Source organism: Rahnella victoriana (genome assembly GCF_021276285.1).
In the GTDB taxonomy this organism is placed as follows: Bacteria; Pseudomonadota; Gammaproteobacteria; order Enterobacterales; family Enterobacteriaceae; genus Rahnella; species Rahnella victoriana.
On the sequence record NZ_CP089919.1, the window covers coordinates 2,119,617 to 2,136,086 of the forward strand.

11 protein-coding genes and 3 tRNA genes are annotated in these 16,470 nt (G+C 55.5%); 10 read left to right on the forward strand and 4 right to left on the reverse strand.

The window, feature by feature from the left end; genetic code table 11:
• Positions 1-227 precede the first annotated feature (227 nt).
• The 3 genes from epmA to J9880_RS09845 all read left to right on the forward strand — a co-directional run bounded on the left by epmA (position 228) and on the right by J9880_RS09845 (position 4,289).
• The gene (gene epmA / locus J9880_RS09835; RefSeq protein WP_232770385.1) at positions 228-1,205 is read left to right on the forward strand and encodes an elongation factor P--(R)-beta-lysine ligase; all 978 of its coding nucleotides are present in this window, start codon (positions 228-230) and stop codon (positions 1,203-1,205) included.
• A 265-nt stretch (positions 1,206-1,470) separates the two neighbouring features.
• Complete coding sequence (locus J9880_RS09840; protein ID WP_232770386.1) at positions 1,471-2,838, forward strand: nucleobase:cation symporter-2 family protein; 1,368 nt, start codon at positions 1,471-1,473, stop codon at positions 2,836-2,838.
• A gap of 92 nt (positions 2,839-2,930) precedes the next feature.
• Entirely contained in the window at positions 2,931-4,289 is a 1,359-nt protein-coding gene (locus J9880_RS09845; RefSeq protein WP_232770387.1) for an 8-oxoguanine deaminase, read from the forward strand.
• Positions 4,290-4,357: 68 nt separating this feature from the next.
• Here the strand turns inward: J9880_RS09845 and mscM are convergent, their stop codons facing one another.
• The 3 genes from mscM to rsgA all read right to left on the reverse strand — a co-directional run bounded on the left by mscM (position 4,358) and on the right by rsgA (position 9,978).
• Positions 4,358-7,726, reverse strand: coding sequence for a miniconductance mechanosensitive channel MscM (gene mscM, locus J9880_RS09850; protein WP_232770388.1), 3,369 nt, complete (start codon positions 7,724-7,726; stop codon positions 4,358-4,360).
• A 46-nt stretch (positions 7,727-7,772) separates the two neighbouring features.
• Entirely contained in the window at positions 7,773-8,759 is a 987-nt protein-coding gene (gene asd, locus J9880_RS09855) for an archaetidylserine decarboxylase (protein ID WP_119823474.1), read from the reverse strand.
• Between the two features lie 181 nt (positions 8,760-8,940).
• Positions 8,941-9,978, reverse strand: a complete 1,038-nt coding sequence (gene rsgA / locus J9880_RS09860) for a small ribosomal subunit biogenesis GTPase RsgA (protein ID WP_232770389.1) — start codon at positions 9,976-9,978, stop codon at positions 8,941-8,943.
• A gap of 126 nt (positions 9,979-10,104) precedes the next feature.
• On the opposite strand from rsgA, the gene orn reads away from it, so the two are divergent.
• The 4 genes from orn (at position 10,105) to J9880_RS09880 (ending at position 11,203) form a co-directional block, all read left to right on the forward strand.
• Complete coding sequence (gene orn / locus J9880_RS09865; RefSeq protein ID WP_095923708.1) at positions 10,105-10,650, forward strand: oligoribonuclease; 546 nt, start codon at positions 10,105-10,107, stop codon at positions 10,648-10,650.
• Between the two features lie 213 nt (positions 10,651-10,863).
• Positions 10,864-10,939, forward strand: a tRNA-Gly gene (locus J9880_RS09870).
• 57 nt (positions 10,940-10,996) lie between these two features.
• Positions 10,997-11,072 (forward strand) — tRNA-Gly (locus tag J9880_RS09875).
• Positions 11,073-11,127: 55 nt separating this feature from the next.
• Positions 11,128-11,203, forward strand: a tRNA-Gly gene (locus tag J9880_RS09880).
• Positions 11,204-11,517: 314 nt separating this feature from the next.
• On the opposite strand, the gene queG is transcribed toward J9880_RS09880, so the two are convergent.
• Positions 11,518-12,672, reverse strand: coding sequence for a tRNA epoxyqueuosine(34) reductase QueG (queG, locus tag J9880_RS09885; protein ID WP_119823434.1), 1,155 nt, complete (start codon positions 12,670-12,672; stop codon positions 11,518-11,520).
• On the opposite strand from queG, the gene nnr reads away from it, so the two are divergent.
• The 3 genes from nnr to amiB are packed head-to-tail and all read left to right on the forward strand — an operon-like array spanning position 12,671 to position 16,437.
• Positions 12,671-14,185: a bifunctional ADP-dependent NAD(P)H-hydrate dehydratase/NAD(P)H-hydrate epimerase gene (nnr, locus tag J9880_RS09890; protein ID WP_232770390.1), complete on the forward strand. Its 1,515-nt coding sequence runs from the start codon at positions 12,671-12,673 to the stop codon at positions 14,183-14,185. The two genes, queG and nnr, sit on opposite strands and share 2 nt — an antisense overlap.
• A gap of 10 nt (positions 14,186-14,195) precedes the next feature.
• Positions 14,196-14,663, forward strand: a complete 468-nt coding sequence (tsaE, locus tag J9880_RS09895; RefSeq protein ID WP_119823430.1) for a tRNA (adenosine(37)-N6)-threonylcarbamoyltransferase complex ATPase subunit type 1 TsaE — start codon at positions 14,196-14,198, stop codon at positions 14,661-14,663.
• A gap of 7 nt (positions 14,664-14,670) precedes the next feature.
• Positions 14,671-16,437, forward strand: a complete 1,767-nt coding sequence (amiB, locus tag J9880_RS09900; protein WP_232770391.1) for an N-acetylmuramoyl-L-alanine amidase AmiB — start codon at positions 14,671-14,673, stop codon at positions 16,435-16,437.
• Positions 16,438-16,470: the final 33 nt, after the last annotated feature.

The window sequence follows — 16,470 nt, forward strand, 5'->3', positions numbered from 1 at the left end:
TCAGAATCGAAGAGTTAGTGAACCCCGATGACATACAGGCGCTGTCCCGGCGGCTGATATTCTTATAGTTTGTAAGGGAATTATGATACCAAAGGGGTAGAAGTGGTAATTTGATGTGAACGCGGGTTTAGGCTTTCTCTGCATTGTGCTTTGCAAAATGAGATATTTGTTTGCCTGCGGGGATGCAGGTAGACTGCATGACTTTTCTGAATTCGGAGTAAATCACCATGAGCGAAACAGCAAGCTGGCAACCCAGTGCTCCCATCGCCAATTTGTTGAAGCGTGCGGCTATTCTCGCTGAGATTCGACGTTTCTTTGCCGATCGCGGCGTACTGGAAGTCGAAACGCCAGCCATGAGTCAGGCCACGGTGACCGACATTCATCTGGTGCCGTTTGAGACACGTTTTGTCGGACCGGGTGCGGCTGATGGCATGACGTTGTATCTGATGACCAGCCCGGAATATCACATGAAACGTCTGCTGGCGGCGGGCAGTGGTCCGATTTATCAGATGGGACGCAGCTTCCGTAATGAAGAAGCCGGGCGTCATCACAACCCCGAATTCACCATGCTGGAATGGTACCGTCCGCGTTATGACATGTACCGTCTGATGAATGAAGTGGATGATTTGCTCCAGCAGGTTCTCGACTGCGATACCGCAGAAACACTCTCTTATCAGCAGGCGTTTACCCGCCATCTCGGCGTGGATCCGTTGTCAGCCGATAAAACCGAGTTGCGTGAAGCGGCGGCGAAACTGGATTTATCCAACATTGCCGATACCGAAGAAGACCGCGATACGCTGTTGCAGCTGTTGTTCACCATGGGCGTCGAGCCACACATTGGCCGCGACAAACCGACGTTCGTTTATCACTTCCCGGCGACCCAGGCCGCTCTGGCAGAAATCAGCACGGAAGACCACCGTGTGGCGGAGCGTTTTGAGGTGTATTACAAAGGCATTGAGCTGGCGAACGGTTTCCGTGAACTGACAGACAGTCGCGAGCAGCGTCAGCGATTCGAGCAGGATAACCGCAAACGTACGGCGCGTGGCCTGCCGCAGCATCCTGTCGATAATAATCTGCTGGATGCCTTAGCGCACGGTATGCCGGAGTGTTCCGGTGTGGCGCTGGGTGTTGACCGCCTGATTATGATTGCCCTCGGCGCTGACAGCCTGAGTGATGTGCTGGCCTTCCCGGTGACCCGCGCCTGATCTGACCGAAGCCCTGATTTTCTGATCAGGGTTTTTTCTCCCTCCCCTGTTTTTTTGCCCTGATAGTGTGCAATGAAACCAAAAATGCACTTTTTCTGAAACAAAAGTACCTAAATGGCGAAACACTGATTTTAAAGTTTCAGGCTGCCCTGTTTCCCTCCAGCCCGCATCCGCAGGGCATTTTCTGTGCCTTAACGTAAATTTTCCTGCCGCTGGCCTGATTTATGCATTACCGGATCATCACTCATCATCCGGAAAACCCGTTATGTCAGAATCCAACGACAAAGAACTTCTTTATGGACTGGAAGAGCGCATCGCACCGGCACCGGCATTCTTCACCGCCATCCAGCATGTGCTGGCGAGCGTCGTCGGCATCATCACCCCGCCGCTGATTATCGGCTCGGTGCTGGGGCTGAATGCCTATCTGCCTTATCTGATCAGCATGTCTTTGCTGGCATCCGGCATCGGGACATTCATTCAGGCGCGCCGGTTTATGTCGGTGGGCGCGGGGATGATTTGTCTGCAAGGCACCAGTTTTGCGTTTCTGGGGGTGATCCTCTCCGGCGGTATGCTGGTGAAAAGCCGTGGTGGCTCGCCGGAAGACATCATGGCGATGATTTTTGGCGTGAACTTCGTGGCCGCTTTTATTCCGTTGCTGGTCAGCCGGTTTATCGGCCAGATGCGCCGCGTGTTCACCCCGCTGGTCAGCGGCACTGTGATCGCGCTGATTGGCATCAGCCTGATTAAAGTCAGCATCACCGACTGGGCGGGCGGCCACGGTGCCGCGAATTTCGGCGCACCGGCTAACCTCGGGCTGGGCGCACTGACGCTGCTGGTGATTGTCGCCTGCAACCGTATCAACGTGCGCTGGCTGCGTCTGTCATCCATCGTGTTGGGGATTGTTGCCGGCTGTATCGCGGCGGCACTGACCGGCCATCTGACAGTGAAACCCTTGCAGGGCGACTGGTTTGCCCTGCCGCAACTGTTCCGCTTCGGGTTTAAATTCGACTGGATCATCTTCGTGCCGATCGCGCTGGTGTCGTTTATCAGCATTCTGGAAGCCGTGGGCGATCTGACGGCTAACTGCATGCTGTCACAGCAGCCGATTGAAGGCGAAAGCTTCCGCAAACGCCTGAAAGGCGGGATCCTGGCGGACGGCATCAGCTGTATTATTGCGGCGGCCTTCTCATCATTCCCTAACACCACCTTCGCGCAGAATAACGGCGTGATCCAGATGACCGGCGTCGCCAGTCGTTTTGTCGGCATGTATATCGGCGCGGTATTGTTAGTGCTCGGGCTGTTCCCGTTTATCGGCGAAGTGTTGCAGCAAATCCCTGCGCCGGTGCTGGGTGGCGCAACGCTGGTGATGTTTGGCAGCGTGGTCGCGGCGGGCATCCGCATCATGACGCAGTCGCCGGTCGGACGCCGCGAAATGCTGATTATCGCCATCGCCTTTGGCATCGGTCTGGGCATTGAAGCCGTACCGGACGTGCTCAGCCAGTTCCCGCCAATTGTCGGCAATATCTTCGGCCATGCGGTGACCAGCGGCGGCGTTATCGCTATCCTGCTCAACTTACTGATGCCGGCAGAGCGCATTACCTCTGTGGTGACAGAGGAGATAAAGGTTCACTGAAATCCCGCGCGTTGCGCCCCTGGATCAGCAGACAGGGCATAACTGAGCTGACTCACTTTTTGAATTTACTGACCTTAAAAAGGAAGTCAGATATGTCAGAACAACGCACGTGGATAAAAAATCCGCTGGCGGTTTTTACCGCAAATTCACTCGATGCCCGTGGCGGCATCGTCATTGAAGGGCAGAAGATAGCTGAGTTGCTGGCCGCCGGTCAGCAGCCTTCGCAGCCGGTCGATCATATTTATGATGCCTCAGAATCTGTGCTGTTACCGGGGCTGATCAATACCCATCACCATTTCTATCAGACGCTGACCCGGGCCTGGGCGCCCGTGGTCAACGTGCCGTTATTCCCGTGGCTGAAAAAACTCTATCCCGTCTGGGCGCGTTTAGGGCCGGAGGCGCTGGGGCTGGCAAGCCGCGTGGCGATGGCGGAACTGTTGCTTTCCGGTTGTACCACCACCACTGACCATCATTATCTTTTCCCGCAGGGCATGGAAGAAGCCATTGATGTGCAGGTCGATGTGGTCCGTGAGCTGGGCATGCGTGCGCTGCTGACGCGCGGCTCGATGAGTCTTGGTGAAGAACAGGGCGGTCTGCCGCCGGAGCAAACAGTGCAATCGGGCGAGGTGATTTTGCAGGACAGTCAGCGTCTGATTGACCGCTATCATCAGCGCGGTGAGGGCGCGTGGATGCAGATTGCGCTGGCGCCGTGTTCGCCGTTTTCGGTCACCACTGAGATTATGCGTGAGAGCGCGAAACTGGCGCAGCGGGAAGATGTCCGGCTGCATACCCATCTGGCGGAAACGCTGGATGAAGAACAGTTTTGCCTGAACATGTTTGGTCTGCGTACCGTTGATTATCTGGAAAGTGTCGGCTGGCTGAGCGACCGTACATGGCTGGCGCACGGCATCCATTTTAACGCTGACGAAATTCAGCGTCTGGGCGCGGCGGGCACCGGTATCTGTCATTGTCCGGTATCCAATATGCGGCTGGCTTCCGGCATGTGTCCGACACGGGATCTGGAAGCGGCGGGCGTACCGATCGGGCTGGGCGTTGACGGCTCGGCCTCAAATGACGCCTCGAATCTGATGTATGAAGCGCGGCAGGCGCTGTATCTGCAACGTCTGAAATACGGTGCGGAATATGTCACGCCAGAAAGGGTGCTGGGCTGGGCCACACGCGGCTCGGCGAAGCTTATCGGACGCGACGATATCGGGCAGATAGCGGCAGGCAAACAGGCCGATCTGGCGCTGTTTAAACTCGATGAATTACGTTTCAGCGGCAGCCATGACCCGATTGCTGCGTTATTACTGTGTGGCGCTGAAAAGGCCGATCGCGTGATGGTCGGCGGGAAATGGCGGGTGACCGACGGCGAAATCGTCGGAATGGATATCCGCTCGCTGATATCTCAGCATCGCAAAGCCGCAGCGGCGCTGATCGCCGATCTGTAAACTCAGTCTGTCATCCTGAGACGTAAAAAAGGGCAGAAGAGTCTGCCCTTTTGCTGTTCTCTCTACTCTTACAAATCGCCCGGTGAGCGCGAACTGTTACTGCTGCGACCACTGCTGCTGCTGCTGGTAAAGGTCGCATTATTGCCATTTTGCGCGCGGTGCAGCGTTTCCATCCGCACCTGGAATGGCGGGAATGGCAGCGTAATGCCGTGCTCGCGGAATCCGGCCAGGATCAGCTGATGAATTTCATGGCGCAGCGGCATACGGTGCGCCATTTCAGCAGCGTGCATACGCAGTTCGAAAATCTGAATACCCTGTTGTAAATCCACCAGATAAGCTTCCGGCGCAGGCATGTCCAGCACCAGCGAACAGCGGTGCGCGGCGCTGAGCAGGATTTCGGTCACCTCTTCACTGTTGGCTTCCGACGGGGCAGGCACGGTCAGCACCACACGGGTCACGGAATCCGACAGCGACCAGTTGATGAACTGCTCGGTGATAAAGGCCTTGTTCGGCACGATGATCTCCTTGCGGTCCCAGTCGGCGATCGTCGTGGCGCGTGTGTTGATCCGGGTGATGCTGCCGGTCAGGTTGCGGATCGTCACGGTGTCGCCGATACGGATCGGTTTTTCAAACAGGATGATCAGGCCGGAAATAAAGTTGGCGAAAATCTCCTGTAACCCGAAGCCAAGACCGACACCCAGTGCCGCCACCAGCCATTGCAGTTTTGCCCATTCGATACCGATCAGCGAGAATCCGGTCAGGCCACCAATCAGCAGCAACACGTATTTGGTCACGGTCAGCACCGCATAACCGGTGCCCGGCGTCAGGTCCAGATGTTGCAGCAGCGCCAGTTCCAGCAGCGCGGGCAGATTACGCACCAGCTGCGTGGTGATTATCAGCACCAGAATGGCGATCAACACCGATCCCAGCGTGATCGGCTGCATGCTCTCCACGCCCTGAACCGTGGACGCCACCTGCCAGAGATGAATATTTTCCAGGAACGAGAAGGCCGAATGGATTTCAGACCACAGGAAGATCACCGAGATCAGCGCGATCAACGTCAGCAGGGAACGCACCAGTCGCAGCGACTGCGCGGAAATGGCATCCAGATCGACCACCGGTTCTTCAATCTCAACCGTGCCTTCATTGCTGGTGCTCACCTGATGGCCGTCTTCCTCACCGCGTGCGCGCTGATTGAGCATTTCAGCCCGGCGCTGCTTGGCGCGTTCGAAAGCGATACGACGTCGCTGGATCAGCATCCAGCGGCGGATAATGTGATAAATCACCAGCAATACGAACCAGATGGCGACGGAGGTTTCCAGACGGGCCAGCAGCGCCTGTGAGGTCGCGAGGTAGCCCATCAGGGAAGCCATCGCGGCCACGATCGGCGCGCCCAGCAGCATCCACCACAGCGCCTTGTTGATGACGTTCTCGCTGTTGCCTTTTTTATCGTGATACAGCGGGATCCCGGCACGTTTCAGACTGTTGGTGACCAGCGCCACCACCATACAAAGCAGGACAAAGCACAAGCGCCCCAGCGTGTTGGAGAACTCGCGGTCATTCAGATTATCGAAGGTAATCAGCGCCATAATTAACGGCACCAGCACCCAGATTGACAGCGCGTAATAGCGCAATGCCCGTGATACCGCCCGTTGCGGCCAGCCGAAATGCGCCACAAACAACCCTTGCGGATGTGCCAGCGCGGCGCTGACCATAAACGCCCACAGGATCGGCAGGGTCGCGGTGACGCCATCGCCTATCGCCACCGCAATCGGATACGGCCACGCGCTTTGCAGCCCGAAGCCCAGCGCCGCCCACAGCACCGGTAACGGCATCGCCACCAGAATCGACCAGAACACGGTGCGCATGGTCAGCGAGAAATGGTCCTGCGTGACTTTGCCGACTTTACTGCTGGCGCGTTCCAGGAAGGCGTAATAGTGCTTGCGGGAACTGATGCTGATGATCACCAGAATCAGCGCGCCAAACAACGGCAGCAGCGTTTCCTTGCTGGTCACCATCATCATGGATGCGCCACCAAGCTGGCTGAGGGAATCCAGAGAAACCAGACGTTTCAGGTCATGAGCGACCTGAACCGGATAGGAGAAGCCGATGGCACTGACGTCGGCCACCCAGAACAGATAACGGTGGGCGGCGTCGTGGACGTCATTCAACGCTTCCACCAGCTGGCTGTTCGCCACTTTCAGTTTGGTCAGTTCCAGAATCTGGGTATCACAGCCCGACAGCAGGGAATTGAGTAAATCCCGCTGCGTCCGCAACTGGGCATCCAGAATTTTTTGCTGTGCGGCCGTCAGCGGTTTGCCATCGTCCTGCCGGGCCTGACGGTAAATCGCCTGCTTATCCAGCAGATCTTCATAGTGCAGACGCTGAACACGCAACTGCCCCATGTCACGGTCAAGCTGTTGCGGTTTTGGCATATCCGGCAGGCGGGCAACCTGCGCCCGCAGCGTTTCGCCTAACAGATTAGACGCGCCAAGCCACTGGGCCTGTTCACGAATGGTATTAATGGCCTGACGAACCTGCTGGGTCTGTGCCGCTGCCTGACGCTGCTGGGAGGAAATCAGATCCATCCGCTGCGCCTGCTGATTGAGGGCCAGCGACAACTCGCGGTTCGCCTGTAACTGCTGGCTGATCGAATGGGGCAATTCACCACTTTGCTCGGCTAACAGTTCGGTTTTTTCCAGCGCCTGCTCGGCTTCGCGCTGGCGCTGGTTATTCAGTGTGTTGCGTAACGCCTGTAACTGCTGATCAAGAAAATCGGCGCGCTTTTTGTAGAGATCGGTGCGCATTCGCGACAGTTCCTGCCGGTTATTGGCAGAAAGCTGAGCCAGCTCCAGTTCATCCACTTTCGCTTTGCGCGCCGCCGATTCAGCCTGAAGCGCACTGAGCTGTGCCTGAGCCAGCGGGGAAGAGGTCGCCGCTGCGGATGCCGCCTGCATGCGTTGCTCAATATCGCCAAGCGCGTTACGGGCTTCGGATTGCTGTTGCGGGATAAGACTCAGTGAATCGCTGATGTCGCGTGAGCGATCCTGCTCCTGACGCAGCTGGCGGGTTTCTTCCAGTTGCTGGCTGCTGACCTGCAGAATTTGCTGCTCCAGCTGCGCGGTCGGGATGTTGTCATCCACCGCAGGCGGTTTGTCAGGCTGGTTTTGCAGTTCCTGACGCAGGGCCTGCGTCAGTTTTGGGAAATCGTCAATGACCTTCTGATATTCCGCCGAGCGCCCGGCTGACACACTGGCCTCATTCAGCCAGTTAAGCGCGCTTTGCAGCGCCTCAACCACCTGCGTCTGATTGGCCATTTCTTTGTTGGCTTCCGCCTGTTTCAGCTCCTGTTTGAGCTGATCTTCAGTCGGCGCAGCACCCGCCATCAATGGCAGGGACAGCAGTAAACTCATCAGCAGGGCGGGGATCAGGCGCACTCGGTCACATCCTTTTCTCAGTTCTTTTCGTCAGGTCAGGACAAACTTAATAGTCTTTCGGGACCTGGGGTTCAGCCGTGGCCACACCGGCAGGCGTCTCTGTCGCTGAAGGTAATTCTGTTGCGGGGACTTCCGCGACGACAGGTTCCGCCGTCGCGGCTGCCGGAGCACGTACCGCTTCGGCGAACGGTTCGCCCATGCGGGTCACGGTACCGTTGCTTAGATTTGGCATAAAGCGGATCTGACCGGCAGCAAACAGGTTAATGACCGTGGAACCCAGTTTGAAGCGGCCCATTTCCTGTCCTTTTTCCAGCGCAATCACGCCTTCTTCACCGGCAGCCGGATAAGTCCAGCGTTTGATGATGCCTTCGCGTGGCGGCGTGACGCAGCCTGCCCAGACGGTTTCGATGCTGCCGACGATCGTTGCACCGACCAGAATCTGCACCATCGGGCCAAATTCAGTATCAAAGACGCAGATGACACGTTCGTTACGGGCGAACAGGTTCGGCACGTTTGCGGCGGTCAGCGGGTTCACGGAGAACAAATCGCCCGGCACATAAATCATTTCACGCAGCACGCCGTCGCACGGCATATGCACGCGGTGATAATCGCGCGGTGCCAGATAAACGGTGGCAAACTGGCCGTCTTTAAACTGTTCTGCCAGCAGATAATTACCCGCCAGCAGGGCTTCTAAACTGTAAAAATGGCCTTTGGCCTGGAACAATTTGCCATCAGTAATCGCCCCCAACTGACTGACCGCGCCGTCGGCAGGCAGGCAAAGCATATCTAAACCGCTGACCACCGGACGTGCGCCATCACGCAACGGACGCACGAAGAATTCGTTAAACGTGGCGTAAGATTTGAGATCCGGATTTTGTGCTTCTTTCATGTCGACGTTATAAAAACGCGCAAAAGCTTTGATCACCCAGTGTGTCAGCGTGGCAGCACGTTTATCCGCGCCCCAGCCCGCCAGACGGGTCAGTCCTTGTTTAGGAAGTAAGTATTGAAGTTTGATTTTGATACTGTCCAGCACGGGGAAAACCTCTTGGATGGTATGAATGACCGGCGTACCGGCCATTTTCAGGAAACCCGTGAATCACGTTCAGGGTCACACAGTGTTTTATGGCGGGGGATTGTAACGGGGTGAAATCAACGGTTCAACTTCCGTTAACGTCACCCCTTTGCCATTAACATGTTAATTCAATTAATTAGCATTACAGCGTGTCGAAGTTTTTACGCGTTTTTACGTCTTCCATACTTTCCAGAATGCGGTGGTAGTTGTCGAAACGCTCTTCGGCAATCTCGCCACGGTCTACCGCATCACGGATGGCACAGCCCGGATCATTGCCGTGTTTGCAGTCACGGAATTTGCAGTAACCAAGGAAAGGACGGAATTCGACAAAGCCCTGGGTGATCTGCTCAGGTGCCAGATGCCATAAACCGAACTCACGCACGCCCGGAGAATCGATAACGTCGCCGCCGTGCTGGAAGTGATACAAACGCGCTGCGGTGGTGGTGTGCTGACCCAAACCTGAGTTGTCAGACACCTCGTTCACCAGAATTTGTTTTTCATCCGGTGGCAGCAGGGCATTCAGCAGGCTCGATTTTCCGACGCCGGACTGACCGGCGAAAATACTGATGCGGTCGGTCAGCGCCGTTTCAAACGCTGGCATACCTTCACCGGTCTGGCTGGAGACTTCCAGCACGCGGTAATTGATATTGCGGTAAATATCCATCATGCCCTGAACGAATTTACGGCCTTCGTCATCAAGCAGATCGATTTTGTTGAGCACGATCAGCGGCTCAACTTCAACGGTTTCACACGCCACCAGATAACGGTCGATAATATTGAGCGACAGTTCCGGCAGAATGGCGGAAACAATGACAATCTGGTCAATGTTTGCCGCGATGGGTTTCACGCCATCATAGAAATCAGGGCGGGTGAGCACGGACGTGCGCTCGTGAACCGCCTCGACGATGCCTTTCACACTGGTATTTTCACCGGCGCGCCAGACGACGCGGTCTCCGGTGACCAGGGAACGGATGGTACGGCGGATATTGCAACGGTGCTGGCTGCCGTCGGCCGCTTCAACGTCCGCATGCATCCCGAAACGGCTGATGACGACGCCGTCCTGCGGTTCGCCATGCAGAGAATCGTCCAGCTCTTTCCGTTTGTCGGTCTGTGTCAGACGACGCTGGTGGTTAGTCTGAACGCGACGTTGTTGCCCTTTAGACAGTTTTGACTTAGTCACTGCGCCTCACTTAACTGGCTTTAATCGCTCGGTGCGACCAAAACGACTATGATACCAGCTATTTTATAGTAATTGCCCGAATGACGGAGAACTCCGTCAACTCTCTACTTTGTAACAGGACACATCATGGCTGCAAATGACTCGAACTTAATTTGGATCGACCTGGAAATGACCGGTCTGGATCCTGAACGTGACCGTATTATTGAGATTGCGACACTGGTGACCGATGCGCATCTGAACATTCTGGCCGAAGGGCCGGTGATGGCGGTACATCAGTCTGATGCACAACTGGCGCTGATGGATGACTGGAATGTGCGCACGCACACCGGCAGCGGTCTGGTGGATCGCGTCAAGGCCAGCCCGTTTGATGACAATGCCGCCCAGCAAAAAACCATCGAGTTCCTGCGCGAGTGGGTGCCCGCCGGTAAATCACCGATTTGCGGCAACAGCGTCGGGCAGGACAGGCGTTTCCTGTTTAAGTACATGCCGGAGCTGGAAACCTATTTCCACTACCGTTATCTGGACGTCAGCACACTGAAAGAACTGGCGCGTCGCTGGAAACCGGAAGTGCTGGCCGGGTTTAAAAAGCAAAATACCCATCAGGCACTGGATGATATCCGTGAATCGGTCGCCGAATTAGCCTATTACCGCGAACATTTCATTCAGCTTTAAGCTTTTTAAAGCTTTCATAAAATACCTGAAATCTTTTTTATTACGCCGCGGAACATGAAATCACTGTGTTTCGCTGATTAATTCACCGCTTTGATGGTTTAATCGGCACTTGAACGAAAAATTCATTTTTTTGCTTTCAGGGGCTTGCGGCAAAAAGGATTTCTCGTATAATGCGCACCCCGTACCGATGAAGAATTTCGTTGAGTGCGCAGAGCGGGAATAGCTCAGTTGGTAGAGCACGACCTTGCCAAGGTCGGGGTCGCGAGTTCGAGTCTCGTTTCCCGCTCCAAATTTTTAAGTGGTTAGATTTAAAGATTTAAGACGTAAAAATGCAGTGCCATGCGACGCGGGAATAGCTCAGTTGGTAGAGCACGACCTTGCCAAGGTCGGGGTCGCGAGTTCGAGTCTCGTTTCCCGCTCCAAAATGTAAAGTCTGTACATTTTTATGACGGTACAGCAAATGCCAGACCTCTCAATGCGGGAATAGCTCAGTTGGTAGAGCACGACCTTGCCAAGGTCGGGGTCGCGAGTTCGAGTCTCGTTTCCCGCTCCAATTTTCTTCTTCAGTTCAAAACCCTTTCTTTATGCTTTCAGCATGCATATTTCGTGCGTGAATGCGCTAATCGTTACACGATTTGTAGTAACTTTTTAAACAGACTTATCCACAGCTTTCGTTGTTTTTTTACACTGTCTGTTTTTTGCGCTGCCCATATTGCCAAATTTTAACTTATTGATTTCAATAAAAATGAATTTATAACGAAACGTTATGACGATCACTTGCTCTTTTTTTTGCAATTGATTGCCAAAGCATTTTTATTTTTATGCACAGAAAATATCGCCTGACTGATCACAGTCTTTTAGGAAAGGTTATGCATCCCTTGGCAAACCTTTTTCCACCGCCCGGATCAGCCGTTTCTGCTGAGAAGTTTGCACTTCCACACGATGTTCCTGCCTTCTTTCGACCTGCTGCGCGATTGCCCAACTGATATGTTCATCCAGCAGCGCATTTTCCCCTTCGCGTGACTGTAAGGCATTCAGCACGTCTTCGGCGTAAGGTGCGTTGCCAAGCGCCACCGCGATATTGCGCAACCAGCGCAGATGTCCGATACGTCGGATGGGCGAACCTTCCGTGATGCGTAAAAACTTTTCTTCCGTCCAGCCGAATAAGGCAATCAGTTCCGGCGCATGCAGCGCGGCGCGCGGGCTAAAATCTTCTTCATCCGTCAGTTGCGAATACCGGTTCCAGGGGCAGATCAGCTGACAGTCGTCACAGCCGTAGATGCGGTTGCCCATCAGCGGGCGGAATTCTTCGGGTATTGCGCCTTCCAGTTCGATGGTCAGATAAGAAATGCAGCGCCGGGCATCGACGGTATAAGGCGCGACAATGGCACCGGTCGGGCATGTGGTGATGCAGGCAACACATTTGCCGCATTTCTCTTCCTGCGGCTGATCGACGGGCAGGGGCAAATCAATCAGCAGCTCGCCGAGAAAGAACCACGAACCGGATTCACGGTTAAGAATAAGTGAGTGTTTACCAACCCAGCCGAGACCGGCTTTTGCCGCCAGCGGGCGTTCCATCACCGGTGCGGAATCCACAAACGGGCGGAACGTCACGGTCTGGTCCGCATGCTCCGTGCAATGCGCCTGGATCATATCGCCCAGTTTTTTCAGGCGCTGGCGCAGCACTTTATGATAGTCGCGTCCGAGGGCATAACGGCTGACATACCCGAGTTGAGGGTTGTTCAGGGTTTTGGCAAACGCGGCTTTGGCGGGCAAATAGTTCATGCGCACGCTGATCACCCGTAAGGTGCCGGGCAGAAGTTCATGCGGGCGGGCACGTAACATGCCGTGGCGCGCCATCCAGTCCATCTCGCCATGATATTGTTTATCAAGCCAGTCCTGGAGTTTGGGCTCTTCAACAGATAAGTCTGTATCGCAGATGCCAACCTGCTGGAAGCCTAGCGATTGGCCCCATTGCTTGATATGTTGAGCCAGTTGAACGAGATCGAGAGGGAGTGTCATGACGAACCAACGTGAAAAACGAAACGAGGTGAGTTTACCACATTCCGTGTTTTCTGCTGACTGGCTGCGACAGGCTGAACGTCAGGCGGCGCAGGAAACAGGGATTTCTCTGTTTACCCTGATGCAACGTGCGGCGAAGGCCGCCTTTTTACTGACTCAGCGCCAGTTTCCGCACGCGCGCCACTGGCTGATTCTGTGCGGCCACGGCAATAACGGTGGCGACGGGTTTGAGGTGGCAAGGTTAGCGAAAATCGCCGGTATCCGCGTGACGCTGCTGGCCGTGGAAGGCAGTAAGCCGCTGCCGGAAGAAGCGCAATCTGCGCGGCGGAGCTGGCTCACTAGCGGCGGCACGATCAATTCAGCGGATTCAGTATGGCCGCCGGACGCTGACCTGATTATCGACGGTTTGCTCGGCACCGGCTTGTCTTCTGCACCGCGCGCCCCTTACGACCGGCTGATTGACGCCATCAATTCGGCATCTTTACCGGTGATTTCTCTGGATATCCCTTCGGGGCTGGATGCAGAAACCGGTCAGAATGCCGGACAGGCGGTACATGCCACACAGACGATCAGTTTTATCGCCCTGAAACCCGGCCTGCTGACCGGGCAGGCGCGGGATTTTACCGGTGAATTACACTGCGATGCGCTGGGGCTGGAAAGCTGGCTGGGCGGACATATTGCGCTGTTACAGCGGCTGGACGCGACACTGTTAGGCACATGGCTGCACCCGCGCCGTCCCTGCTCACATAAAGGTGAACAGGGTCGTTTGCTGGTGGTCGGCGGCGATACCGGCTTTGCCGGGGCGATCCGCATGGCCTCGGAATCTGCGCTGCGTACCGGTGCCGGATTAGTGCGAGTACTTACTCACATTGAACATGCCGGTCCGTTACTGACCGCCAGACCTGAGCTGATGGTGCAGGAACTGACTGCCCAATCGCTTGATGAAGGGCTGGAATGGGCGGATGTGTTAGTTATCGGCCCCGGTTTAGGCCAGAAGGAATGGGGTAAACAGGCGGTCGATCGCGCTGCAAAATGGGATAAACCGGCCTTATGGGACGCTGATGCGCTTAACCTGCTGGCAATCAATCCCGGGAAACGGCAAAATCGCGTACTGACGCCACATCCGGGAGAAGCCGCCCGTTTACTTGGTTGCAGCGTGAAGGATATTGAGAGTGACCGCTTACTTTCAGCCAGGAAACTCACCGAACGTTACGGCGGCGTGGTGGTACTGAAAGGCGCGGGCAGTCTGATTGCCAGCGAAAGTGGCAAGATGGCCATTGCCGATGTCGGTAATGCCGGTATGGCATCCGGCGGGATGGGCGACGTGCTTTCTGGTATTATCGGCGGATTGCTGGCTCAAAAACTTGATGTATATGATGCGGCCTGCGCGGGCTCAGTAGTCCATGGCGCTGCCGCGGACGAAATCGCCCTCCGGCAGGGAACGCGCGGTATGCTGGCGACTGATCTTTTAGCGGTGATTGCCCCGTTAGTTAATCCAGACCTGAAGAAATAGATATCACTGAATGAATCAACTTAATATCTCTTTACCCGACGAAGCGGCAACGCTGCAATTAGGTGCTTCTCTGGCGAAAGCCTGCGAAGGCTCAGCGGTTATCCATCTCTATGGCGATCTGGGAGCCGGTAAAACAACCTTTAGCCGGGGATTTCTTCAGGCATTAGGTCATCAGGGCAATGTGAAAAGCCCGACCTACACGCTGGTGGAGCCGTATCAGCTGGAAAAGATTGCCGTCTATCATTTTGATTTATATCGCCTTGCTGATCCGGAAGAACTGGAATTTATGGGGATCCGCGATTATTTCGCACAGGACGCCATCTGTCTGGTGGAATGGCCGCAGCAGGGGGCAGGCGTATTGCCGGAACCGGATATTGAACTGACGCTGGATTATACCCCGACCGGACGCACCGCGACGCTGGTGGCGGTGTCTGAATCTGGCTTAAATTTGCTGCATCGTGTTCAACAGCAAGGATGATCACGCGATGAACTCACGTTTCACCACTCTCTTTACCTCAGCGGCGATACTGTTATCGACGCTGATGTTGTTTGCCGTGCTGGTCTCGCCGGTGTCTGCGGCGGGTATGAAAAACATCAACGTCTCAAACGGCCAGACGCAGTCGACGGTCACGATTACCTTTGATGGCTCGCCGGATTACTCGTTTTTCCCGCTGCATAATCCTGAACGCGTGGTGATGGATATCCGCCAGGACGGCGTGATGAAAGGACTGCCGCTGAATTTTAACGGTCAGAATCTGGTGACGCGTGTGCGGGCCAGTACACCGCCTAATGCGCAGAGTCAGCGTCTGGTGTTTGAACTGAATCAGAAAGTCAGAACCAACGCCACCAAACAAAAAGACGGCAGCCAGTACACGGTGGTGCTGACCATGAATGCGTCGGCACCGGCACGTCAGAGCGCCCCGGTGTCTGCCGCGACCCGCACCCCGTCGCCAAATGCGACCCGAACCGTCACGCCTGCCGCGAAATCAAACCCGTTCACCAATGACCAGACCAAAGTGGTTTCCACGACGGTGTCAGCGGATAACTCGCGCTCCTCAACCGTCTCGGTCAGTGACAGCAAAATCATTGTCGCCATTGATGCCGGACACGGCGGTCAGGATCCGGGCGCTATCGGCGGCGGCGGTCTGAAAGAAAAAAATGTCACCATTGCCATCGCCCGTAAATTACAGGCGATTCTGGATGCTGACCCGATGTTTAAACCGGTGCTGACCCGCGACGGCGATTACTTTATTTCGGTAATGGGCCGCTCGGACGTGGCGCGTAAGAAAAACGCCAACGTGCTGGTTTCCATTCACGCGGATGCTGCGCCAAGCCGCAGTGCCCGTGGTGCGTCGGTGTGGGTGTTGTCGAATCGCCGTGCGAACAGCGAAATGGGTAACTGGCTGGAGCAACACGAAAAGCAATCTGAACTGCTTGGCGGCGCAGGCGATGTGCTGGCAAATACCGCGTCGGATCCGTACCTGAGTCAGGCGGTGCTGGATTTGCAGTTCGGCCATTCGCAGCGCGTCGGTTATGACGTGGCGACCCGCGTGCTGCGTGAACTTCGCAGCGTAGGCTCTTTACACAAAGCGAAACCGGAGCACGCCAGTTTAGGCGTATTACGCTCACCGGATATTCCTTCCCTGCTGGTGGAAACCGGCTTTATCAGTAACTCAACCGAGGAGCGACTGCTGGGCAGCAGCGCGTACCAGGATAAAATTGCGCGAGCCATCCATATCGGCCTGCGTAATTATTTCCAGTCGCATCCGTTACAAAACGGCCCAAAGGTCGAAAACCGTCCGCTGCTGGCCTCATCAGCAGCGGCGGCAGAAAGTAGCGCATCGGGTAGTTCTTCGGTGAACCAGCCCGGCCCGATTGAAGCGACCGCCGCGTCAGCCGGGGCCACGCAAATCCATAAAGTGACGCGTGGCGAAACCCTGACCGGGATCGCGGCCAGTTATGGCACGACGACCGGCGCATTGCGTGACCTCAATAAACTGAAAAAAGATGGCGTCTGGGTAGGCCAGCGATTGAAAGTGCCTGCGGGCAGCCGCACATCTTCAACCGTGTCGGCTTCGTCTTCCACGGCAAGAGCGGCGAAGAAAGCGGCGAAACATACCGTGAAGCGCGGCGATACACTGTCGGCGATCGCCAGCAAATACGGTGTCAGCATGAATGACATCAAAACTGCCAATCACATGAAGTCTGGCGAGGTACAGCTCGGCCAAACCTTAACTATTCCACAGTCATAAAGGCGGTCACTGACCGTCTGCCACAGGAGCCGC

Coding starts and splice junctions, on each gene's coding strand:
- epmA (WP_232770385.1), top strand. CDS start 228: ATGAGCGAAACAGCAAGCTGGCAACCCAGTGCTCCCATCGCCAATTTG.
- J9880_RS09840 (WP_232770386.1), top strand. CDS start 1,471: ATGTCAGAATCCAACGACAAAGAACTTCTTTATGGACTGGAAGAGCGC.
- J9880_RS09845 (WP_232770387.1), top strand. CDS start 2,931: ATGTCAGAACAACGCACGTGGATAAAAAATCCGCTGGCGGTTTTTACC.
- orn (WP_095923708.1), top strand. CDS start 10,105: ATGGCTGCAAATGACTCGAACTTAATTTGGATCGACCTGGAAATGACC.
- nnr (WP_232770390.1), top strand. CDS start 12,671: ATGACGAACCAACGTGAAAAACGAAACGAGGTGAGTTTACCACATTCC.
- queG (WP_119823434.1), bottom strand. CDS start 12,672: ATGACACTCCCTCTCGATCTCGTTCAACTGGCTCAACATATCAAGCAA.
- tsaE (WP_119823430.1), top strand. CDS start 14,196: ATGAATCAACTTAATATCTCTTTACCCGACGAAGCGGCAACGCTGCAA.
- amiB (WP_232770391.1), top strand. CDS start 14,671: ATGAACTCACGTTTCACCACTCTCTTTACCTCAGCGGCGATACTGTTA.